This is a genomic window from Blautia sp. DFI.1.216, assembly GCF_020594215.1.
GTDB lineage: Bacteria > Bacillota > Clostridia > Lachnospirales > Lachnospiraceae > Blautia_A > Blautia_A wexlerae.
Map to the genome: position 1 here is coordinate 41,746 of NZ_JAJDML010000003.1, position 22,695 is coordinate 64,440.

At 42.4% G+C, this 22,695-nt stretch carries 20 protein-coding genes; 2 read left to right on the forward strand and 18 right to left on the reverse strand.

The genetic code is table 11. The features are described from left to right. Positions 1-32 precede the first annotated feature (32 nt). The 8 genes from LJE11_RS01865 to LJE11_RS01900 all read right to left on the reverse strand — a co-directional run bounded on the left by LJE11_RS01865 (position 33) and on the right by LJE11_RS01900 (position 8,738). A complete protein-coding gene (locus LJE11_RS01865; protein WP_022380237.1) occupies positions 33-1,313 on the reverse strand; it encodes an ABC transporter ATP-binding protein in 1,281 nt (426 codons plus the stop codon). A 272-nt stretch (positions 1,314-1,585) separates the two neighbouring features. Next, positions 1,586-2,401: an ABC transporter permease gene (locus LJE11_RS01870; protein ID WP_022380238.1), complete on the reverse strand. Its 816-nt coding sequence runs from the start codon at positions 2,399-2,401 to the stop codon at positions 1,586-1,588. A 12-nt stretch (positions 2,402-2,413) separates the two neighbouring features. Beyond that, the gene (gene rfbC, locus LJE11_RS01875) at positions 2,414-2,968 is read right to left on the reverse strand and encodes a dTDP-4-dehydrorhamnose 3,5-epimerase (protein WP_008706119.1); all 555 of its coding nucleotides are present in this window, start codon (positions 2,966-2,968) and stop codon (positions 2,414-2,416) included. 76 nt (positions 2,969-3,044) lie between these two features. After that, positions 3,045-4,337, reverse strand: coding sequence for a D-alanyl-D-alanine carboxypeptidase family protein (locus LJE11_RS01880; protein ID WP_227226651.1), 1,293 nt, complete (start codon positions 4,335-4,337; stop codon positions 3,045-3,047). An 85-nt stretch (positions 4,338-4,422) separates the two neighbouring features. Next, positions 4,423-5,553, reverse strand: coding sequence for a dTDP-4-amino-4,6-dideoxygalactose transaminase (gene rffA, locus LJE11_RS01885; RefSeq protein ID WP_055057590.1), 1,131 nt, complete (start codon positions 5,551-5,553; stop codon positions 4,423-4,425). After that, the gene (locus LJE11_RS01890; RefSeq protein WP_022380241.1) at positions 5,546-6,844 is read right to left on the reverse strand and encodes an ATP-grasp domain-containing protein; all 1,299 of its coding nucleotides are present in this window, start codon (positions 6,842-6,844) and stop codon (positions 5,546-5,548) included. The genes rffA and LJE11_RS01890 overlap by 8 nt, the downstream gene beginning before the upstream one ends. Next, positions 6,841-7,803: a hypothetical protein gene (locus LJE11_RS01895; protein WP_055059801.1), complete on the reverse strand. Its 963-nt coding sequence runs from the start codon at positions 7,801-7,803 to the stop codon at positions 6,841-6,843. The genes LJE11_RS01890 and LJE11_RS01895 overlap by 4 nt, the downstream gene beginning before the upstream one ends. Continuing rightward, positions 7,803-8,738 (reverse strand): glycosyltransferase family 2 protein, encoded by a 936-nt coding sequence (locus LJE11_RS01900; RefSeq protein WP_008706126.1) that lies wholly within the window; start codon positions 8,736-8,738, stop codon positions 7,803-7,805. Before LJE11_RS01900 ends, LJE11_RS01895 begins: the two co-directional genes overlap by 1 nt. Positions 8,739-8,934: 196 nt before the next feature. Here LJE11_RS01900 and LJE11_RS01905 point away from each other — a divergent pair, with 196 nt between their 5' ends. Both LJE11_RS01905 and LJE11_RS01910 read left to right on the forward strand, forming a co-directional pair. Beyond that, a complete protein-coding gene (locus LJE11_RS01905; RefSeq protein ID WP_008706128.1) occupies positions 8,935-9,285 on the forward strand; it encodes a hypothetical protein in 351 nt (116 codons plus the stop codon). Continuing rightward, positions 9,278-9,616, forward strand: a complete 339-nt coding sequence (locus LJE11_RS01910) for an EamA family transporter (protein ID WP_022380121.1) — start codon at positions 9,278-9,280, stop codon at positions 9,614-9,616. The genes LJE11_RS01905 and LJE11_RS01910 overlap by 8 nt, the downstream gene beginning before the upstream one ends. A 91-nt stretch (positions 9,617-9,707) precedes the next feature. On the opposite strand, the gene LJE11_RS01915 is transcribed toward LJE11_RS01910, so the two are convergent. The 10 genes from LJE11_RS01915 to LJE11_RS01960 form a co-directional block, all read right to left on the reverse strand. Beyond that, a complete protein-coding gene (locus tag LJE11_RS01915) occupies positions 9,708-11,165 on the reverse strand; it encodes a glycoside hydrolase family 25 protein (protein ID WP_118587391.1) in 1,458 nt (485 codons plus the stop codon). Positions 11,166-11,364: 199 nt separating this feature from the next. Further along, positions 11,365-13,950: a L,D-transpeptidase family protein gene (locus LJE11_RS01920; protein ID WP_022380119.1), complete on the reverse strand. Its 2,586-nt coding sequence runs from the start codon at positions 13,948-13,950 to the stop codon at positions 11,365-11,367. Positions 13,951-14,020: 70 nt separating this feature from the next. Continuing rightward, entirely contained in the window at positions 14,021-14,284 is a 264-nt protein-coding gene (locus LJE11_RS01925; RefSeq protein ID WP_022380118.1) for an HPr family phosphocarrier protein, read from the reverse strand. A gap of 52 nt (positions 14,285-14,336) precedes the next feature. After that, complete coding sequence (locus LJE11_RS01930) at positions 14,337-15,659, reverse strand: CdaR family protein (RefSeq protein WP_118617087.1); 1,323 nt, start codon at positions 15,657-15,659, stop codon at positions 14,337-14,339. After that, positions 15,634-16,524 (reverse strand): diadenylate cyclase CdaA, encoded by an 891-nt coding sequence (cdaA, locus tag LJE11_RS01935; protein ID WP_022380116.1) that lies wholly within the window; start codon positions 16,522-16,524, stop codon positions 15,634-15,636. Before cdaA ends, LJE11_RS01930 begins: the two co-directional genes overlap by 26 nt. Positions 16,525-16,694: 170 nt before the next feature. Next, complete coding sequence (locus LJE11_RS01940; protein WP_008706140.1) at positions 16,695-17,792, reverse strand: hypothetical protein; 1,098 nt, start codon at positions 17,790-17,792, stop codon at positions 16,695-16,697. Beyond that, complete coding sequence (locus LJE11_RS01945; RefSeq protein WP_008706141.1) at positions 17,789-18,223, reverse strand: hypothetical protein; 435 nt, start codon at positions 18,221-18,223, stop codon at positions 17,789-17,791. The genes LJE11_RS01940 and LJE11_RS01945 overlap by 4 nt, the downstream gene beginning before the upstream one ends. A 142-nt stretch (positions 18,224-18,365) precedes the next feature. Continuing rightward, entirely contained in the window at positions 18,366-19,070 is a 705-nt protein-coding gene (locus LJE11_RS01950; protein WP_008706142.1) for a ComF family protein, read from the reverse strand. Between the two features lie 122 nt (positions 19,071-19,192). Beyond that, on the reverse strand, positions 19,193-21,457 hold the full coding sequence (gene recD2 / locus LJE11_RS01955; protein WP_022380115.1) for an SF1B family DNA helicase RecD2: 2,265 nt from the start codon (positions 21,455-21,457) through the stop codon (positions 19,193-19,195). A gap of 78 nt (positions 21,458-21,535) precedes the next feature. Further along, the gene (locus LJE11_RS01960; protein ID WP_008706145.1) at positions 21,536-22,525 is read right to left on the reverse strand and encodes a rod shape-determining protein; all 990 of its coding nucleotides are present in this window, start codon (positions 22,523-22,525) and stop codon (positions 21,536-21,538) included. Positions 22,526-22,695: the final 170 nt, after the last annotated feature.

A 22,695-nucleotide genomic window follows, 5' to 3' on the forward strand; every position in this document is an offset into this window, starting at 1 on the left:
TTTTCGCACTGATATTTGTCATCATAACTTTCTCAGACCTGTTCTTCGCACCGTACTTCCACCTTTGAATCCATATCATAGAATCCAACTGTATTTTTACTGGAAATAACTGTTATGTTACATGCGTCATAAAGTCTGTGGAATACCGTAAAATCTCCGTTTTTATACCCTGTACATCCAAATGACAGGAGATACTCACCGCCCTGAAGGTTCATGTTCTGTGTAAATGTTACAGTACATATATCCCCTTTTCCGGAGTGTTCTATCTTTGCATTTTCATACATGGTATTGGTACCTGTGATTTCCGTACCCTGAATATTTTTAAATGTGTATGCCATGATCGGCTCCTGAATCTCTTCATTAAACCGGACTTTCATACGAATTTTGAAGCAGCTTCCCTTTTCAACAGTATTGGAACATCTTCCTTTATCATCAATGACTCTGAAATCTGTGATCTCAGCAATACGACTTCCATATTCCAGCATATTGGGATTTACCTGAAAATCTCCCAGTCCTTCACTGTCCTCTGCCACAATCTGCTCTGTACTGTCAGATTCATTCTGTTTTACAGGATTCTGTCCTACCAGAAGCTGTTTGTACAGGTCGACCATCTGCTTTGGTGAACCTTCATCCATCTTTACCCCTTTGTTCAAAAGAATAACTCTGTCACAATACTTGGAAACGCTTCCAAGATCATGACTTACAAACAGGATCGTCTTTCCCTGTTTCTTAAATTCCTCAAACTTGTGATAACATTTTGCCTGAAAGAACACGTCGCCCACAGACAACGCCTCATCTACCACCAGGATCTCCGGATCAATATTGATCGCAACAGCAAAAGCCAGACGCACGAACATACCGCTGGAATAAGTCTTTACAGGCTGGTGGATAAAGTCTCCAATGTCCGCAAATTCCAGAATATCATTCAGTCTGGCATCAATCTCTTCTTTTGAAAAACCGATCATGGTTCCATTCAGGTATACATTCTCAAGACCTGAATATTCCATGTTAAATCCGGCTCCCAGTTCCAGCAGCGCGGAAATTCGTCCGTCTACCTTTACTTCCCCTGCTGTGGGAGTCAGGACACCGGTGATGATCTTTAAGATCGTGGATTTACCGGAACCGTTGGTTCCGATAATTCCCACGCATTCTCCTTCATAAATATCAAAATTTACATCATGAAGTGCATAATGCTCTTTATAAAGTTTCTTTCTGGTAAGCCCCAGCGCTTCTTTCAGTCTGTCCGAAGGCTTATCATATAATTTATACATTTTGGTGAGATCCTTCACCTGAATTACTTTCTTGTTCTCCACGTGATTTCCTTTCTGTTATGTTCCTGTGTTTTTCATCTTCCTCTGACTTATTTCACGCTTACCAGTACAGCGAAAATTAAGTTTCTGCTATATTAATATTCGCTGTACTAGTGTGCCGACAAGTTGATTCTTGAAACAATCTTGCAGGATAAATTTTTTTATTTCAAGGCGGAGGAAGGAGGCGTAGCGGTGGCTACGGCGACCGACGACAACGCGGAAATAAGAAATTTAGACGCAAGATTGTTCTAGAAATCAACTTGTTGGTACACTAGTTACAATACATCTGCAAAATGAATGCGCAGACGTTTAAATACCCAGCTTCCGAACAGGAAACACAGAATTGTAAATATCCAGAAATAGACCGTCCATCCTGCATGTTCCCAAAACCAGGTTTTCATCAGGAATGTATCTCTGTATCCGGAAACAATATAATACATCGGATTCAGTTTCAGGATCTTCATGATCACAGGATGTCCCATCAGAGGTGAAGCCTCAACGATCCACATGATCGGAGTCAGCCAGACTCCTACCTGAAGCACAATGTTGATGATCTGGGTCAGATCTCTGAAAAAAATAACGATTGCACTTGTGGCATAGGATAAGCCCAATACCAGAATGAACACACATACACTGTAATAAATAATCTGCAGATAATAGAAATCAGGAAATTTCCCATACGCTGCATACAGGATGATCGTAAACAACACAAAGAATGCATGCACAAACATGGCAGAAATGATCTTGACTACCGGAAGCACACTGATATTAAAAACGACTTTTTTTACCAGATAATTGTATTCCAGCAGAGAATTTGTCCCCCCCATCAGCGCATCCTGGAAAAAGAACCATGGCACAATACCTGCTACCAGATAAAGAACAAAAGGAACTCCCAGATCCCCTGTTCCGGAACGAAAACCTACAGAGAATACAAACCAGTATACCAGGATCGTGATCACAGGCTGGATAAACGCCCACACAATTCCCAGATAAGAACCTGCATATCTTGTTTTGAAATCATTCTTTGCAAGCTTTGCAACAAGCCGTCTGTTCTTATAAATATCCATCGGTAAAGAAAAAATTGTATTCAATCGCTCATTCTCCTATTTACGGTACTCTTTAAAGCTTCCCCATTTGGTATCTTTGTCAGAAAAGCTTAATTCCATTCCTTCCGGAATCGGCCATTCAACTCCGATATCCGGATCGTTCCAGATCAGGCCGCCCTCATCATTTGGATGATAGAAATCAGAGCATTTGTAAACGAATTCCGCATGCTCGGAAAGTACAAGAAAACCATGTGCAAATCCTTTCGGAATGAAGAACTGTTTCTTGTTTTCAGCAGAAAGTACGACTCCAAACCATTTTCCATATGTTTCTGAGCCTTCACGAAGATCTACCGCCACATCAAATACCTCACCATTTACAACACGTACCAGTTTATCCTGTGGGTAATTGATCTGGAAATGGAGTCCGCGAAGTACACCCTTATGTGAGCTTGACTGATTATCCTGTACAAATTCGACATCAATTCCTGCTTCTTTGAAATCATTGTAATTGTAGGTTTCCATGAAATATCCTCTGGCATCTCCGAAAACTGTAGGTTCTACCACTTTTAATCCCTTAATTCCACCACATTCTGTAACTTTGATTTTTCCCATTTTATTTTCCTCTTTTCTTTAGCTTTCTCTGTGTTTCTGTTATATCTGTTCGCATAAATCCACATGATATGCAGACTTAGCCATAATATCTTTTTTCCTTTTTTGCAAGTGCAATGCTCAGAATGATAATAAGAAGAAGCATTGCCGCTCCTATGATCAGAAGTATTTTTCGCAGTTCCGGCATCCCCGCAGAAGTTTTTTCTTCTCCGACAGTATCTGATTTCTCATTTTGATCCGTATTTCCTCCGGATGTATCAGAAAGGGCATCCGCTGCAGGTTCCGGTGTAGGTGTAGCTTCCGGAACTTCAACGCTTCCCAAAAGATAATCATTATAATAGTAATCATCTACTGTATTTCCATTCTGTGAATTTTCCTGAACAGTCAGGTTATCCACAGTCACTCCGTTTGGAACTGATACTTCTCCACCATTTACCTGTGCTTTTGTGAAATTCTGATAACCATAGTTGAACAGTGCTGTGGAATCCGTACTGGCAACTGCAAGGTCTGCCGCCTTCATTGTCACTGTAATATAGGTAGTTCCATTCTTCTCTGCTGCTGTCACAAGAGTGTTTCCGGCCTCACTGGTATATCCTGTCTTGCCGCCAATACAGCCATCATAATGATAGCTGCTCTCCGGGGCAAGCATCGGATGATGCGTATGCAGTACCCTTGACTCACTGTTCATGTTCGTAGGTTTGATCGTATAATCTGTAGCGCCGATGATCCTGCGGAATTTTTTATTCTTCAGACCTTCCCGCATGATCAACGCCATGTCATGTGCAGTAGAATAGTGGTCAGGATCCGGAAGACCACTGGCATTTACAAAATGTGTATTCGTGCATCCGATCTGAGCCGCACGTTCATTCATCATATCTACAAAATGCTGCTCTGTGCCGCCTACATGTTCTGCAATCTGGGCTGCGACCTCGTTTGCAGAGCGGATCACAAGTGCATAAAGGCATGCTCTCATGCTCATCACTTCTCCCACCTGCATTCCAATATTGCCGGAATCCCAACTGATATCACGTGTTCCTGTTTCCGTAAATACAACATCTTCTTTCAGGGAACAGTTCTCCACCGCCAGAAGCAGTGTCATGATTTTGGTAATACTTGCCGGATAACGGATTTCATCTCCGCCCTTGCTGTACAGAAGAGTTCCGCTGTCTGCATCCATCAGTACCCCTGTCTCAGATGTGATCTCAGGACCTGCAGGCCAGCCTGCAATCTCATTAGTTGAAATGGATACGGGTGTAACATCTGAAGCAGCAGCCTGCGCAGTTCCTTCCGCAGCAGCGCAGATCTGAACAGCAGTCATTGCAATGACTCCCGCAGCCATAACAGCCTTTAATAAATGTTTCCATTTTTTCATAATATTTCCTCTTAATATATGTCTCTGTTTTCCGTCCGATGTGCCGACAAGTTGATTCCTGAAACAGACTTGCGGCACACGATTATCAGAATCCGTCAAAAGAAGCTATGGTATCTGTGATATACTTCACATCCTCCATATCCAGATTATAAAACATCGGCAGTCTCAACAGACGTTCACTTTCCTTTGTAGTATAAACATCTTCCCCTGAAAATCTTCCAAATTTCTGTCCCGCAGGTGCAGAATGAAGAGGCACGTAATGAAATACGCTGCAGATTCCTTTTTCCCGAAGGTAAGCAATCAGCCGGGTTCTTACCTGTATATCACGCACCTTGATATAATACATATGGGCATTGTGGCTGCATTCCTCCGGCACATAAGGCTGTTCGATCTTACCTTCCTGTGCAAGATGAGCCAGATTTTTATGATAATAATTGTATATCTCCATTCTTTTGGCAAAGATCTGATTTCTTGCTTCCAGCTGTGCATAAAGATATGCTGCATTCAGTTCACTTGGAAGATAGGAAGAACCATAATCCATCCAGCGATACTTGTCAACCTGTCCGCGGAAAAACTTACTTCTGTCAGTTCCCTTTTCTCTCAGGATCTCTGCCTTCTCCACATATTCATCCCTGTTAAAAAGGATTGCACCGCCCTCTCCCATAGTATAGTTCTTTGTCTCATGGAAACTGTAACACCCAAAATCTCCAATGGTACCAAGAGCTTTTCCCTTATAACAGGCATCTACTCCCTGCGCAGCGTCTTCAACAACCTTCAGATTGTATTTTTTTGCAATCTCCATAATGGTATCCATCTCACAGGCAACCCCTGCATAGTGGACCGGGACGATCACTTTTGTTTTCTCAGTCACTGCCGCCTCGATCAGTTTCTCATCAATATTCATTGTATCCGGTCTGATATCAACAAATACAATCTTTGCTCCCTTTAATACAAAGGCATCTGCGGTTGAAACAAATGTATAGGACGGCATGATCACCTCATCACCGGGCTTAATGTCGCAAAGATGGGCTGCCATCTCCAGAGCATGGGTACAGGATGTGGTAAGCATTACATGATTTACATGAAATTTATCCATCATCCACTGAGAACATCTTTTCGTATATTCTCCATCCCCACAGAGCATTCCTCTCTGTACCGCATCACGTATGTAATCAAATTCCCTGCCTGTAAAAGCAGGTCTGTTAAAATCAATCATCTGTTTTCTTTTCCTTCTCATATTCCGGTATCTTATTTCTGTAGGCAACTTCTCTTCCCTCCGGATCCCGGATACTCATCTCACTGAAAAATTTCTCAGTCTCCAGCTCCAGCTGCCTGCGGTTTTCTGTTTCTATATAATACAATGCAAGATATGGATTCGGCCCATATTCTATCACACGTTCGCCTTCTTTATAAAAAATCCAGGGTTTTACAACGCATTTTTCTTTTGCAAGCTCACAGGCTGCCGTCTGATCTGCAATCTGAAGCTGTCGTCCCTGAAAATACAGTACAGCCCCATATTTTACCGGATGATGAATATCATGACAGTGAAACATCTCCTTTATCCGGTCTTTTTCATAAAGATAATCCAGCAGCAGTTCCTCTGTCTGAAATCCATAAACCATATCTGTCAGCTCATGTTCATATCCAAAGAAACGTCCTGCAATCTCACATACCTGAATGCCCCTGCCAGGTTTCCAGAAAAACTGCATGGATAATGCACCTTCCGTCTGTCCGGTATAGCGGATATAATTCTGCAGAATATCTGTGGCACTTTTTTCGACCTCCGCCAGGAAACGGGATGGATAAACATTTCGTGTGCTGAGCGGAAGCATTCCCTCTTCCATTTCCGTTTTCTCACGATCTGCAATACTGATCACATTGACTTTCCCATCCATTACCCATGTCATCATGTTAAACTCATAACCGTCATTGTATTCCTCAACCAGAATTTCCTGACAGTCCGTATATTCCGCTGTCTGCAGGGCTTTTTTTCTGACTTCATCTGAATGATGAATAATAAAGATTCCTCTTGAACCATATTTATCCAGAGGTTTACTGATCAGAGGATACTGCAGATTTGCAATACTCTGTTGTATTTCTTCTTCTGATCCCTGTTTCAGCAGTTCCACAGATATTTTCCGAAATCCCGGTGCCGGCAGTCCAAGCTTGTCCAGAACATCCCGGCATGCCGATTTATCCCTGTACCAGGAAAGCTGTTCCGGTTTCAGATAACAGGGCAGTCCTGCTTTATCTGCAATTTTAACCATACACTCCAGGAGCAGATCTGAAAATGATGTGATGATCCCGTCCACACCTTCTTCTCTGCACATCAGGGCAATAGCATCTACGTCTGTTACAGGAATGGTATAAGCCTTATCTGCATACGTTCTGGCAATACCATCTGCATATCCGTCGCACACAACAGTCTCATAACCTTTCTCTTTTGCTTTCTTTACCAGCTCTGTAAATTCTCCGAGCGTTCCCAGAATCAACACTTTATGTTTCATATCCGTTCCTCACATTCTCTGACAACCGAAGCCATATATTTCATATCCTCCACGCTGTAACGCTGATCGCAGGGCAACGGAAGAATATTGGCAGCCCAGGTATATTCCAGACTTTTTGTCTCAGAGTTCTCAATTATATTTTTCCAGTAAGTCGGCACAAATATCTTCTTTTCGGCAAGATATCTGCGAAGTTTCATTCCATCAGCGTGGAAATACGGATATGCAAAAGGTCCCTCCGGCACAGTCTGATTAAATATACTTTCCGATGGGAGCAGTTCTCCGAGAATCCGGTAGTTTTCTTCCCTTTTTTTCTTTGCTCTGTCATAATCCACAGCTTTCAGAAGATTCTGTGTAAGCTTTGACATCTGCCGAAGCTCCATCCCGTCATATTTTGCCGCATTTTCCAGCATATCTTTGTAGTAGGTTCCGGCATTATGCTCATAACGCCCCAGAATATGTTTCATACGCTCTGCAGAATAATCGACAGTCTTATTTTCTGTCAGGCTGGCATCTGTTGACAGATATGCGCCATCGCTGACACCCCAGAATTTTCTGCAGGAATACAGTGTATCTATCCCTTTTAATGGTTTCTGAAAAAATGCATGGGTATGGTCCACTATGATGTTTCCGTAAATCTTTTTATACTCTGATATCCGGGAATCAGACAGCTGGCCATAGTAATTAACCAGATAAAGATATTCCCCTTCCGGAAGCTGTTCTTTCGGATACAGAACTTCCAGTTTCTCATTCAGATGATAAAATTCTGTCTCTATCTGATTTTCCTGACAGGTATGCACCACTGATTCACACAGAAAATACGGTAATAGGATTTTCCTGCACCTGCGGCTCTTCAAAAGCCACAGCAGTGCGGTTCTTCCAAGATTGACCCTGTACAGGTCAGGATAATATTCCTCTCCCGGCATCTCTTCCAGCTGAAAATATCCGCCAATTTCCTTCATTATTCGTCCGTATCCTCCCGACGTATTACATAATGGGGCATTTTTTTTGCCTCATTAAGAATGTTCATTAAATAGATTCCCATAATTCCGATTGATAACAAAATCAGTCCAAAAAACGCCAGCATAACCAGCATCAGCGAAGTCCAGCCCTGCACAGATATGCCCAGTGTAAAATATCTTACCAGATAACAGACCGACAGAACTACACTTATCAGGAAACTGACAATTCCGATATTTCTCACCAGCAGAAGGGGAAATGCAGTATGTGTCGTGATATCATAAATCAGATCTTTCAGCAGTCTCTTAAAGGAATAACCGCTTTTTCCGTAAGCTCTGTCTGCATGCTGAACCGGAACATTAATAATACGGTTAGAACTCCTGATCAGAAGGTTTCCAATCTGTGGAAGATATGTATTTGTTTTTACCATGGCATCCACAAGGAATCTGCGGATCAGCCTGTAACTGGTGATTTGAAGATCCGGATCTTTTCCCAGCATCTTTGAAGTTGCCCATACAGAAAATTTCGTTCCCAGTTTGCGTATCGGACCATGCTTTCTTCCTTCATAGCTTGCAATGATAACATCCACATCCGGTCTCTCCTGCATGGTTCTGACCATCTTCGGAAGTTCCTCCGGCTGATGCTGAAGGTCATCATCCATTGTTACCACAAACTCTCCTTTTACATGTGCAAATCCACACAGAAGTGCCGGATGCTGTCCGAAGTTACGGGCCATCTGTATGATCCGTACCCTGTGATCCTTTTCTCTGAGTTCCGTCATGATCTCATAAGATCTGTCCTTTGATCCGTCATCTACCAGGATCAGTTCAAAGTCTTCTTTAAGAGTTTCCCGGAATACTTTCTCCAAACGGGTATATAGTTCTCCCAGTGTATGTTCAGAATTATATACAGGAACAACCACTGAATATAAGCTCATATGCTTTTCCTTTCTCTTTTCATCTTTTTGCAATCATTTTTATCATATCATTTTCAACATTTCTTTTCAAGATTCCTGCTGCACAAACCTTGACTTCCCTGCTTTTTTATGTAAAATAGTTACTGTCCGACAGCTTTCAGGCTCTTTCAGGCTATTGGACGAAATCCGTAAAATACCATTATCGCCCGGAGGTATTATGTCAAAACTCAAAGACTACATACAACTTCATCTGAATATCCTGCTGTTTTCACTGACAAGTGTTTTTTCCAAAGCTGCATCTGTTCAGTATAATAAACATGGTCTCAGCAGTCCTCTGCTTTACCTGTTCCTGTTCCTGATGGTAGCCAACTGCGGAATCTACGCCATCACCTGGCAGCAGGTCATCAAGAAATTCTCTTTGTCTACTGCCTATGCCAATAAAAGTGTTTATCTTCTGTGGTCGCAGATATGGGCAGTGCTGATCTTTCATGAAAATCTTTCCATTCAGAATATCATAGGTATTCTGGTGGTTTTATTTGGAGTATGGACGGTGCAGAGATATGAATAGAACATTTATTTTAATCATGTTGAGCGGAACATTTTTTTCCGCTGTTTCACAGATACTTCTGAAACAGAGCGCAAATATCAGATACGAAAACCGAATCAGGGAATATCTCAATTTCCGGGTGATTCTCTCATACACTATATATATGCTGATCCTCCTCCTCAATACATGGTGTTATACAAAAGTAGATATGCGCTATGGTCCTGTCATTGATACTGCCGCCTATGTGTTTGTCCTGCTTCTCTCTCATTTCATTCTGAAGGAAAAAATCACGAAAGGAAAAATCATGGGAAACCTGATCATCATTGCAGGTATCCTGATCTATACGCTTTAATTACGGCAATTTCATAAAAAGATCCCGAAGCTGTTGCAGAATTTCCATCAGTGCCACAGCTGCAGGATCTTTTTATATGTTTCAATATTTTTTACCGCTTTTTATATTGTCTGGTACACACTCCATTTCCATCAAACACAGATACAATCCTGTTGGAACTGGTCAGTGTAATGTTCTCGGCACGCGTACCGGAAAGTGCGGAACTACCTTTGTAAAAATAGTATTTTTTACCATTCAGCGTCAGCCATCCCTTATACGCTTTTCCGTTTTTCTGGAAATAATAGGTGTGTTCCCCACTTTTTTCCCTGATTTTGTACATTCCATTCTCGCAGCGTACACCGTCGCTTCCAAAATAGTAGATATCGCCGGTAGATCTGGTCACGCGGCGGTTTTTAAACATATATCCGGATTTTGTATGGAACCAGTAACATTTCCCGTCTACTTTCTTCATTCCCATCAGAGCATAACCATCAGAACTGATATAATAGGTCTTTCCATTTACAGTTACCCACTGATCTGACACACGTTCGCCATTTTCATTGACATAATAGTATTTTCCATTTTCCTGATGAAGTCCTGTCTGTTCCTGGCTTCCATCGTTGCTGCCTGTATCGGGTTTCATTGCCGGAACATAGGAATCCAGAGATTTCCATCTCGGCGTAATTTTCTTTGTATAGTCCACATAGCCAAAATCCATATCAACATCATTGCCTGCAGGGATTCCTGCTACCAGTCCGCTGGTACTGTTCAGTCCGCTTTCCCGGTTACCGTCTGTGGACTGCCATATTGTATAATTGTACCGTTCCTTATCAGGTGCCTGAATCGTGTCCCCATATCTTGCGATCCATACATCCACTCCTGATAATAAGGACCAGTCTATGTAATTATCATACCAGTTGGTATTGCAGTAAACCATTGGATAATATCCGGCCCTGCGCACTTCATTGCAGAAGGTCAGTGCCATCTCTGAGACTGTTTTTGCAGAAAGCTTACTTGCTTTTGCATACTCCAGATCATATACGACCGGATAGGAAACCTTGTAACCCTGCATTTTGCTGATGGCAAGCTGTGCTTCCTTTAATGCGGTAGTTGTCGATAAGGCTGTACTGTACACATAGGTGCCTGTGGGTACTCCGGCAAGTTCTGCATTTGTCATATTCTCATCATAGGTATAATCTTCGTGAGTCAGGCCATAGGAGATCCGGACAAACGCAAAATCTATATCAGACCTCTTTACCTGTTTCCAGTCAATATTGCCCTGCCATTCAGAGACATCCATGCCTCTGGTTATCGCACCCGGAATGATTTCACCACTTCCGTTATAGCAGACACCGTTGATCTTTTTCCATGCTTTGGAGTTCACTTTTTTTCTTGATGACTCTGTACCGGAAGTTCTTGCAGAATAAATAAATTCCTCCTCAGCCACTGTATCACGTCTGTCATAATGCGGATTTGCAAAAACAGAGCTTACAGGCTGCGCTACAGCTATCGCAGCTGCCAGACAACCAACAATAAGCCTTTTTCTGATTTTTAAAAAATCTCTTTTCATCTTTCTACTCCTGTCTTCTAATAAACGTCCATTTTATTACAATACTATTAACATATTATACACACTATATTACATTTTCGCAAGATAATCCCTGATATATACCCAAAAACGGCTGCACATTTCTTGCTCTGTGCAGCCGTTTTGCATATTTCGTTTCTATAAGCAATTATGTTTATTTATCCTGGCAGAAATATCCGGATCAGACAGCCGGATCTGTAGGATCAAAATTAGCAGCTCCTCTTAACGGAGTCAGTGCTTTCTTTCCAAGAGGTCCTTTCATTGCATCATCTGCTTTATATTTACCATCAATAATACTGATCGGTGCGCCATTACAGTTCTCATAAACCCACTTCGCATCTGCCACACAGGTTCTGATACATCCATGTGATGCGGGAGATCCAAGCTTATTGTACTCTACTGCCGGAAGATTATATGAGTTTGCCTGGCCGCAGGCTACAGAATGAACAAAGATTCCTCCCTGTCCGGCACCGTCTACATGAGTTCCATACTGTCCCCAGGATGGTCCCATAAGAGGCTGCCACCTCAGGCTTCTGCTCAGTGTAAAGTTACCGGTCGGAGTTGGTGTTCCTGCTAAACCTACAGATACCCTGATCGTCTTAACAGGAATTGTTCTGGCTGAATCAGCATAAACAGTCATAACTCCGTTTACTCTGTCCACCTGAACAGAATACGGTCCTCTGTATCTGTTTGTCAGATCAGTGATACGGTATCCGTTACTGTCAAAGTAATACAGAATTCCATTAACTCTCATACTCTTATTTCTTGCAAATCCGTTTCCTGACGGATCGATATATCTCACCAGGTTTTTAGCATTACTTACAATTACCCATCCTCTTGTATATTTACCGTTTGCATCCAGATAACCGTTTACTCCATTCTTTTTCATAAACTGATTTGTCTGAACCACACATTCTTTAAGATAATAGTAATTGCCGCTGTATTTTCTCCATCCGCTCTTATACAGGCTTCCCTTAGAAGATGCGATATACCATTTCTTTTTATAGCGCACCATTGTGCTCTTATATACTTTACCTTTGTGTTCTGCGGATGTAGATGATTCAAATATATATTTCTTTCCATCGATTTCTGTCAAACCGCTTGCAAGCTTTCCTGATGGTTTAAAATAATAACCTGCGGAAGTCCACTTATCCGTATAATGATTTCCCTTGGAATCAAAATACAGCCAGCCAAGGAATTTGCCACTGGTGCTGACAAGTTTCTGCCAGCCATGTTTCTCAACAACACGACCCGGAGTACTTCCAAAGTAATAGTAATGATCGCCTGCTTTTGCCCATCTCTTTGTCCAGGTTGCCCGCTTTCCGTTTGAGCCAAAATAATATCTGAAATTGCCGTATTTTACAAGTTTATTTCTATAAATCTGGCCGTTACTGTCGGTACAGTAATATGCACCATTCTGAGCCTTCTTCATCACTGATTTCAGAACATATCCATTGGCATCCAGCAAGTAATCTCCGGTTCCTTTCTCCGGGATAGCTGTGGCAACTACGCCACGCTTATAATATTTACCGATGTCTGCCGGAACATTTCCCTTTTTAAAATACAGCCAGCGCTCTCCCTTAGTGGTATCTGAACGAAGCCATCCATTGTGGAACATTTTTCCGGGAATGTCGCTGCTTGCAGGATCAAAATAATACAGGTTTGATTCGCCGTTAACTGTGAGGGTGATCTCTCCTGTCTGTGGCTTACCTTCAGAATCAAGGCAGTAATAATCCTCATTGATCTTGAAATATCCGGTATATGTACCTGCTGCTTTTGCTTTCGCTTCAAGCTGTGCAATTGTCTCCAGATTACCATTCTCATCGTAGTACTGGAAATATGTTCCTGTCCATTTCCATACACTCTTCTCCTGCTGGCCTACTGTAGATGTATATGGAGTTATCGCTTCTCCTTCACATCCGGTATAAACAACAGCCTCATCTGCAGTTGTAAAATAAGACTGATTTGCCTGGGCTTCTGTTTCTTCCCCTGCGGCATCTTCTCCTGCTGACTGAGCTGCATCTGATGTCGGTTCTTCATCAGCTGAAGATTTTTCTTTTACCTCAGCCTGTCCAGTTACAAGGATTCCCTCTTCATCAAACAGATAATATCCTGTATGGGTTTCCCCTTTATACTCTGTGCTGATCTTTACAATTCCGTCTGCCACTGTATAAAATTCTTCATTTGTTACAGACACTGTATCCGTTGCTGCTGGTGTTTCCATTGCTGTAACCTCTGCTGTCACAGCTGTTGTATCTGTTTCAGCCACTGCTGTTTCAGATGATTCTGTCTGATCTCCTGAGAATCCGTCAGTCTCAGACAGCATCTCCTCATCGGGTAGTGCTGCTGTTGCTGCTTTCTGATCATCTGTATTTGCTGTATCCTGATTTTTTGCAGGTTTGCGCAGTTTAAAGCCATTCTCTGTGCTTACCCAGTCCTCAGCTTTCACTACAGCGGCTCCAACGGCATCCGTAGCATCTGCTGTTGACGGCGTCTCGTCCGGCAATGCAGCAGCCGTATCCGTTCCCGCTGTAAATGCGTCGTCTGTCTGTTCCTGTGATGGTACTGCTGTCCCATCATCTCCATCTGAAAAAGCGTCTGCTTCTGTTTCAGAAGTTTCTTCTGTAACATTTACTTCTTCTGCATCTGTCTGTGTGGCAACAGCCGGAGCTGTATCAGGTGAAGTAAATGCAGCAGCACCTGCTTCACTGACAGTTGCCATTGTCATAATAAGACTCAATGTAACCGCAACTAATCTTCTTTTCACAATAAGTTCCTCCTCTTTTATTCATGTTACTTTATGGTTACTGTTCACTCTGTTTGTGCACAGCAGCTTTCTACTCGCCAAGGCCGCTATCAATAGCAGCAACAAGATGATCCAGGGCTTCCTGTTCATCAACACCTTCACAGGTAAGTTCTATCTCATTTCCGCATTTTACGCATGCACCAAGTACACTCAGTACACTCTTTGCATTTGCCATGCCCCCATCGTAGACAAATGTTATCTGTGACTGGTATTTCATTGCCTCATTGCACAAAATCCCCGCAGGTCTCAGATGAAGACCTGTGGGATTTTTAACTGTCACTTTTTTACTGACCATTTCACTGTTCCTCTTATATTGTTACTACCCCTTCTGTAAGTGGAGAATTCTTTTATTCCTTGTTTTCCTTACTGTCATCAACAGCAGTCCCTGATGAAATCACTACTTCCGTAGTCACATCTTCCACTGTCTCATAACCATCCGGCAAGACTATCTCAACCGGGACTTCATAACTTCCTTCTTTTTTGCCATCCAGATCTATAGATGCCTTAATGTCTTTGTCATTATTCAGATCATCCAGATCTTTGTTATCTGATTTGATTCTCACTTCTATCTGCGCAGTCTCAAATGTTACCTGCAGATCTTTCGGTTTATTCTTAACCTCTATATTCTTAGTCGGAAATTCAAACTCTCTGCTTCCGGCCGGAAGAATACTTACAGTCACCCATACATCTTCACTGGAGTCACTGGTAAGTTTCACATTGTCCGGCAGAAGATTCGTAAGACTGATTTTTTTCTCCACATCTTCGGATTCACCGGAAATATCAATACTGTCTTCCGGTATAGTGATCACATTATTATTATCCGCAAGACTTTCAAGACCTTCTGTACTGCCTGCTACACTGATCGTATCCGGCACTGTTCTCACAGCCCCAACCTGATATCCTTCAGCCGGTGTCCCTACATAATCTGCAGATATCTGCACTCCCTGACGGATTTTCCATAATTTTGCAGTCACTGTTACTTTTGCATTATTCTCAATCCGCAATGAATTCATTTCAGAATCGGTAAGTACCTCCTGATTCTTATCAATGATCGTAAGGTTTACATCCTGTGTAAAATCCTCTGTATTCCCATCCAGTTCAATGGAAGCATTTACCTTATCTATTTTATTGATCAGCGTCTTCGGGCCTGTAATCCTTACTTTCTCCGGACTGGCAGTCAGACTTCCTACTTCATAATCTTTGCCCGGTTTCGTATCACCTCTGCTGACATTTACCACAAACTCCTGTGTCTCTTTTTCATCAAGATTTACACTGAGATTCTGAGGAGTAACTTTGATATCACTGGGAGATACCCCCGGTACAGAACAGGTAACGGTAATAGGAACCATAACCGGATTTGTATCCAGGCTTACCGCCTGCTGAAGATCAGCTACCGCAGAGATGTCTGTGACTTTGATCTTGTCTCTGATCTTCTTGGTTGCAGTGATCGCAACTTTTATGGAATCCTGGTTCTGTTCCGGCATACACATCTTACCGATGGTATCTGAAGATTCCACATATTCCTTGTTGATCAGTTCCACATCATTGAGCGTATAGTAATTGGTTCCTGTCGGATTATCTATGTTTACAACGATCAGCCATAGCACAACAGCTATTGCGACAGACATGATTTTCAGAGGTATATTATCTGTTATTTTTCGCTTCTTCATGCTTCACTCTTCCTTTCAGTAAATGGCGAAGTTTGCTGTTGTCTACAACCTGCTTATTCTGCGCTCTGACCAGGATTTCTCTGAGTTTTGCACTGTTTACACTTCTGGTCAGCTTTCCTCCCTGCGCTACAGATACCTGACCGGTTTCCTCTGATACAATGATCGTAACAGAATCTGTCTGCTCACTGATCCCCACACCTGCCCTGTGCCGCGTTCCAAGCTGTTTGCTCAGTTCCATATTATCAGACAGTGGAAGATAGCATGTTGCAGCCACAATCCTGTTCTCTCTTACAATAACAGCTCCGTCATGAAGTGGTGTGTTATGTTCAAATATATTGATCAGAAGCTGACTGGTAAGGATTGCATCCAGATTAATACCTGTTCTTATATAATCGGTCAGCAGCTCATTCTGCTCAATTACGATCAGTGCTCCGGTCTTAACTTCTCCCATATCAAAACATGCTTTGACCAGCTCACTGATGGTTTTATCCGTAAATCTTTCCTTCACCTCTTTACCTGCATCAAAAGGTATCAGTGAAGCCATGATCCGCTTTTGTCCAAGCTGTTCCAGAACTTTTCTGAGCTCCGGCTGAAAAATAACGATCACACCTACGATCAGTGTACTTGCCAGATTTGAAAAAATCCACAGAATCGTATTCATCCTGAAAATATACGCGATCAGAATGAAGAGGAGAACGACCAGTATTCCTTTCAGAAGTGTATATGCATGAGTATATTTGATCCATACCATGAACTGATATACAAAAAAAGCGATCAGTGCAATCTGTATGATATCTATAATCCCAATCTTAGGAAATGCCAGTCTTGATAATGTTTCTATCAAATTTCCTGAAAAATCCTGCATATGGCTCTCCTTTCCTTATCATTTTTATATATCTTATCGTTGAAAATGTTTTCAGTGGATTTTGTGTTACTGTTCACTCCGTTCACAGTAACGTAGCCAAAATTCATTCCAGATTGCCTGCGGCAATGGAATTTTGGCTCGTATGTCTCATCGTTACCGGAAACTGCTTTTTACAGATTTTTTAATGATTCTTCCAGTTTCTTCTCAAAATCCACGCTGTCAATATCTTTCTTTCTCTCTACAGGTGCTGCAGCCTCATCTGTCGTCACTGCTTTCTCATCACCATGAAAAATAGGATTCGCATAAGAAACAACGTTATCCTGTGCCGGTCTTTCATCCTTTGCAGAACTTCCGTTAATCTTCTTTATACTTCTTTCAGATGTTGTGACACAGGCTTTCGGCACTGCTTTTACATAATAATAATATTCATCATCCTCATATTCCAGTCTCTCGGTACGGGTATAGTCACCACCAAATACAAAGAATTCAAGAAGTAATCCTATCACCACAGAGATCACTGTATAAATGATCAGCGTAACAACATCAATATCCAGTCTAAAATAAAATCCACCTGCAATAATCATCAGAACATACACAACTCCACCTGCAATAATGGCAATTCTCCATGCATAGTCAAAAGAGCGGGTACGTATCAGATTCACCAGCAGAATCACTGCGATAAAGGCAATCACTGTGATCCACATTCCCCAGTTCTGCACGATTCCATCTGTCAGAAGTTTTAATTTGTCAGCTATGGCAACATCCGGGTTTTCCAGCAGTTTATGCTGTACACGTATAAAACGGATAAAATAGTAAATAATCACTCCGCAGCCTGCAGGAAGTGCAGAAAACGCATTGCACAAAAGTCCGCTTCCGATAGGAAGAAGCGTCGGAACACTGAACCCAAAGGAAAGCGGTGTAAATACAAGTACTAAATTATTGTCTGAACTGAATCTCAGGAAGAGAATTGCCATAAACAGGATCAGCACAAGCATAAAACCTGCAACTTCTATCCCCAGTGCATAACCATGTGCGACCATCAGGGCAAATCCTACAAAAATCATTACACCTGAAGGAAGAATGGAACAGATCAGTGCAAGGATCAGAACAATAAATATATTATCGATCTGCTTCATATATCCCATATTGGTATTGATCCATATGAAATAAACCATTGCCAGAACGAAACGTAAGACAGGCAGGATATAAATCTCATACTGGCTGTATAAATTCTTTATTCGCTGTTTTAATTCGAGTAATGCTGTCATTTTTTATATCCTCCTGTAACTCCTCTGGCTGAAGATTTTTTATCTTCGCGACCGTAGATTTTACTTAATTGTGTAAGTTCTTCATAATAATTTTTCACACTTTTCTTTGCTTTATGGTATTTCACCGTATATTGGATATATGTCAGGACAGAAAACAGTACCAGCACTGCCACATACCCCAGAATAACTTCCACGCCCAGTGAAACAAGGTTCATCTTATGAACATTATCTATCAGATATTCAGCAAAATATGCTGCGATACCGGCCAGAATCAGGCAATACCCAATCGTAACAAGGAAAAAATTCTTAATCATGGCAAGTCCGATATAATCACTACGGTAGTACCTGCTGACCGGAAGATATTTCTTTCCTTCACCCTGTTCATACATGGCAAGTTTATTCATGATTTTTATCTTCTCTTCATTTAACATAAATTACTCCTTACTGTATGCTTTTCCTTTTGCTATAATCCGCTATTACTGTTCACTCTGTTCTCAGCAACAACCTGATATCATTCATATAATCATACAGATTAATTGTAACATATATCATTATGTATGAAAAGTGTTTTTCTTATCTCCTGCCTATGCAAACCGTAAGAAAATAAACATTTCCGGCACCTTTTCTCTTCAGGCATCCGGCCATTGCATCGATCGTACTTCCTGTTGTATACACATCATCTATCACCAAGATATTCTTTCCCCTGACATCTCCGGTCACGCAGAACGCTTTTTCCAGGTTTTTTCTTCTCTGCAAAGCATTCAGTTTTTTCTGCGACTTTGTCTTTAAAACTTTCTGCACAATATTGACATCTGTGGAAATCCCGGTATAATGACCGAGTTTCTCCGCCAGATATGCAGCCTGATTAAAACCTCTCTGCCGCTCCTTCGACCTGTGTACCGGAACCGGCACGATCAGATCCGGCTTCCATTCCCGCAATTCTTTCTGTGCATATCGATACATTGCTCTGGCATAAAAATCACCGTATTCTCTGCATCCATAGTACTTATATCTGGTAACAGATCTTCTCATTATGCCATCATAGACAAAAATACCTCTTCCCTGTTCATACATATGCCTGTGTTTCTGACAGTCTCTGCAGTATTCCCCTGTTTCTATGGGTTTTCCACATTTATAACATCTGGGATGACCAATCGGACGAAGTTCTTTCTCGCATTCCGGACAGATCATCCTTCGCTGATCTGCCAGTATTTTCTGACAGACCGGACAGCATCTCGGGTAAAAAATATCAGCTACCATGTTCAGAAACCGTTTCATTTCCATTTCCTTCCACTATTTTACTCTTTGTTTTGCTATCCTCTGTATTTCTGTTTTTCTCATATTATCGGAATAAATTTTTTCTCTGTTATTATTCAGTCATCAGATCACAGTCTGCAATATCATTCTTCACCATCTGTATTATTATCCCCTGTAGTCTCACTCAGTTCTCTGATCCGTTCATCCAGTGCACTGTATCTCTTCTGCTGTTTTTCATTGCGTATCATCTCTACAAAGGTCTCCTCGTTTCCCACAACCGTCACACATTTTCTTGCTCTGGTAACTGCGGTATAAAGAAGGTTCCTGTTTAAAAGCATCTGTGGTCCGGAAAGCAATGGAAGTATGACTGCCGGATACTCAGATCCCTGAGACTTGTGGATTGTAATAGCATATGCAAGTTCCAGTTCCTCCAGCTGTTTGAACGAGTACATTGCAAAACGTCCATCCTCAAATTCCACTTCTGCTGTCTCAGCAAATTCATTGATTTCCCTGAGGATTCCGGTGTCTCCGTTAAATACTCCCACGCCTTTCTCAATGACAACCCCATATCGTCCCCGGATTTCCCATTCCATCTGATAATTATTTCTGATCTGCATGACCTTGTCCCCTGTGCGGAACAGCCGGTCTCCAACCGCCCTCTCGGATTTCCCGTCTTCCGGCGGATTCAGGTATCTCTGCAGGATCTGATTCAGCCGCTCTACTCCCAGAAGTCCCTTTCTCATAGGTGTCAGTACCTGTATCTCAAAGGGTTTGGCATCTACATAGCGCGGCAGTTTCTCCTGGATCAGCGCGATCACTACTCTTATAATGATATCTGCATCATATCTCTTCAGAAAAAAGAAATCCCTGCTCTTATTATTGATCTGAACCTGTTCTCCCTTATTTATCTTATGAGCATTTACAACAATATCACTCTCTGATGCCTGTCTGAATATCTTAGTCAGTTCCACTACAGGGAAACATCTGCTTCGGATAATATCTCTCAGCACATTGCCCGGGCCTACACTCGGAAGCTGATTCTCATCCCCCACAAGGATCAGTCTGGTTCCTGCTACTACTGCAAGAAGAAGAGAATGCATCAGATGAATATCCACCATAGACATTTCATCAATAATGATCACATCTGCCTCCAGCGGATTCTGTGCATTCCTCTCGAATTTAGCTGAATGCCCGTCCCTCTCTTCTTCCGGCATTCCATTCAGTTCCAGCAGACGGTGAATTGTCTGCGCCTCATATCCGGTAGTCTCTGTCATTCTCTTTGCAGCACGTCCGGTAGGTGCAGCCAGCCGAATCTCTGCACCTTCTCCCTCAAAAAAGCGGATGATCGCATTGATCGTTGTCGTTTTACCTGTACCGGGGCCTCCTGTAAGAATAAAGAGTCCATGATCCGCTGCTTCAGTGATTGCTTTCTTCTGCATTTCATCCAGAACAGTTCCTGTCTCTTTCTCGATCAGCTCAATTCTGTGCCTGACAAGCTCTTTATCCTCAGGACACACAATATTCAGTTCATTAAGCATCCTGGCAGTGTTCAGTTCCAGATAATAATACTGTGCCGGATAAACGATAGTTTCTCCGCTTTTTTCTTTCAGCACCAGCTTCCTGTCAATAACCATATCCATAAGATGTTTCTCCATATAGGATTCATCTACTCCCAGAAGTCTGGCACATCTTGTAAATAACTGTTCCCTCGGAAGATAAGTATGTCCTTCTCCCGAAGCCTGCAGAAGAGTATACAGCATTCCGCTGCGGATTCTGTAATCTGAGTCTGCGTGAATACCGACTCTGGCAGCAATCTCATCAGCAATCTTAAATCCCACACCGGAAATATCTTCCGCAAGTCTGTAAGGATTCTCCTGAAGGATCGTATAGACAGATTCCTTATATTTCTGATAAATCTTTGCGCCCAGGTTCAGGGAAATCCCATATTTCTGCAGAAAGATCATTACTTTTCGCATCTCTGCCTTCTCACTTACCTGCGCAGCGATCTCCCGGGCTTTTTTCTCACTGATCCCCTTTACCTCTGCAAGCCGCTCCGGCTCTTCTTCTACGATACGGAGTGTGTCATCTCCAAACTTCTGCACAATCCTGGCAGCCAGTGCAGCACCGATTCCCCTGATGGCGCCCGAACCCAGATAACGTTCTATTCCATATGTATCCTCCGGCATCTTCTCTGTAAAAGAACTGATCTGAAACTGTTTGCCATATACCGGATGATGGATATATACTCCGGTTGCTTCAATAGATGCCCCCTGTGTGATCGCAGGGAAACTTCCCACGCAGGTCAGCTCTTCCTCTTTTTTTGTACCTTTCAGTACCATAACTGTATATCCGTTATCTTCATTTCTGAAAATAACATGATCTATGTATCCTGTGACAGTTTCACTCATGTGCTTTTCTCCACACCTCCTGCTTCTTTGAGCCTCTGACAACGCAAAAAGGCACTGCACTGTGCAGTACCTCCTGCTTTATCCGTCAAAACGTGCCATTACCTCTGCATACTTACCGGTTCCCACTGCGACCACGCTCATTGCATCCTGCACAGTCAGTGTACTTACTCCGGTTCTCTGCTCGATCAGTGTATCCATCCCATGAAGAAGGGCACCGCCGCCTGTAAGTACGATTCCTCTGTCTACAATATCCGCAGCCAGTTCCGGCGGTGTCTTTTCCAGAATTCCATGAACAGTCTCCACAATCTGGCTTGTAGCATCCTTTAACGCCACACGTATTTCTTCTGAGGTAAGTGTCACTGTCTTCGGCAGACCGGTGATCACATTTCTCCCCTTTACTTCCATTGTTCTCGGATTTGATTCCTCTATAGCCGTACCAATCTGAATTTTGATCTTCTCTGCCATATCTTCTCCGATAAAAAGTCCATGATTCTTTCTCACATAGTTCAGTATAGCCTGATTAAAAGTGTCCCCTGCAACTTTCACAGAAGCGGAAACCACAACCCCCGCAAGAGAGATAACCGCAACATCCGAAGTTCCGGCTCCAATGTCTACGACCAGATTTCCAAAGGGCTTGGTCACATCCACCCCGGCTCCGATTGCCGCAGCTATAGGTTCCTCCACCATATAGACATCTCTGGCGCCAGCCTGATAGGTTGCTTCCTCCACTGCCTTTTTCTCAATCTCTGTAATTCCACTGGGAACACAGATACTGATCCTGGGCTTGCGGAAAGCTCTTCTTCCTATTGCTCTGGATATAAAGTATTTCAACATCTTCTCTGTAACTGTATAATCAACGATCACGCCCTGTCTGATGGGACGGATGATCTCCATATCTGAAGTAATGCGCCCTTCCATCAGACGGGCTTCTTCACCGATCGCACGTATCTTCTCTGTATTTTTATCATAAACTACGATCGAAGGCTCATTTAGCACAAGCCCCTTTCCTGTAGAATAAGCCAGACTGTTCCTGGTTCCCAGGTCAATTCCAATATCACTTGTCGGCATGGAAATCCCCTTTCTGTTCTTACGTTCTCCTCATCCCCTTCAACTGATCATTACTTTTTACAGTCTCTACCGGGGACTTATCCGGTTTAGTTATAACAACTCCATAAAATAATGCGATCAAAACAGTCCAACAGGGCTTCACATCCTGATAAGCCGGATCAAAATATATT

Coding starts and splice junctions, on each gene's coding strand:
- rfbC (WP_008706119.1), bottom strand. CDS start 2,968: ATGGGAAAAATCAAAGTTACAGAATGTGGTGGAATTAAGGGATTAAAA.
- LJE11_RS01880 (WP_227226651.1), bottom strand. CDS start 4,337: ATGAAAAAATGGAAACATTTATTAAAGGCTGTTATGGCTGCGGGAGTC.
- rffA (WP_055057590.1), bottom strand. CDS start 5,553: ATGATTGATTTTAACAGACCTGCTTTTACAGGCAGGGAATTTGATTAC.
- LJE11_RS01890 (WP_022380241.1), bottom strand. CDS start 6,844: ATGAAACATAAAGTGTTGATTCTGGGAACGCTCGGAGAATTTACAGAG.
- LJE11_RS01895 (WP_055059801.1), bottom strand. CDS start 7,803: ATGAAGGAAATTGGCGGATATTTTCAGCTGGAAGAGATGCCGGGAGAG.
- LJE11_RS01900 (WP_008706126.1), bottom strand. CDS start 8,738: ATGAGCTTATATTCAGTGGTTGTTCCTGTATATAATTCTGAACATACA.
- LJE11_RS01905 (WP_008706128.1), top strand. CDS start 8,935: ATGTCAAAACTCAAAGACTACATACAACTTCATCTGAATATCCTGCTG.
- LJE11_RS01910 (WP_022380121.1), top strand. CDS start 9,278: ATGAATAGAACATTTATTTTAATCATGTTGAGCGGAACATTTTTTTCC.
- LJE11_RS01915 (WP_118587391.1), bottom strand. CDS start 11,165: ATGAAAAGAGATTTTTTAAAAATCAGAAAAAGGCTTATTGTTGGTTGT.
- LJE11_RS01925 (WP_022380118.1), bottom strand. CDS start 14,284: ATGGTCAGTAAAAAAGTGACAGTTAAAAATCCCACAGGTCTTCATCTG.
- LJE11_RS01930 (WP_118617087.1), bottom strand. CDS start 15,659: ATGAAGAAGCGAAAAATAACAGATAATATACCTCTGAAAATCATGTCT.
- cdaA (WP_022380116.1), bottom strand. CDS start 16,524: ATGCAGGATTTTTCAGGAAATTTGATAGAAACATTATCAAGACTGGCA.
- LJE11_RS01940 (WP_008706140.1), bottom strand. CDS start 17,792: ATGACAGCATTACTCGAATTAAAACAGCGAATAAAGAATTTATACAGC.
- LJE11_RS01945 (WP_008706141.1), bottom strand. CDS start 18,223: ATGTTAAATGAAGAGAAGATAAAAATCATGAATAAACTTGCCATGTAT.
- LJE11_RS01950 (WP_008706142.1), bottom strand. CDS start 19,070: ATGAAACGGTTTCTGAACATGGTAGCTGATATTTTTTACCCGAGATGC.
- recD2 (WP_022380115.1), bottom strand. CDS start 21,457: ATGAGTGAAACTGTCACAGGATACATAGATCATGTTATTTTCAGAAAT.
- LJE11_RS01960 (WP_008706145.1), bottom strand. CDS start 22,525: ATGCCGACAAGTGATATTGGAATTGACCTGGGAACCAGGAACAGTCTG.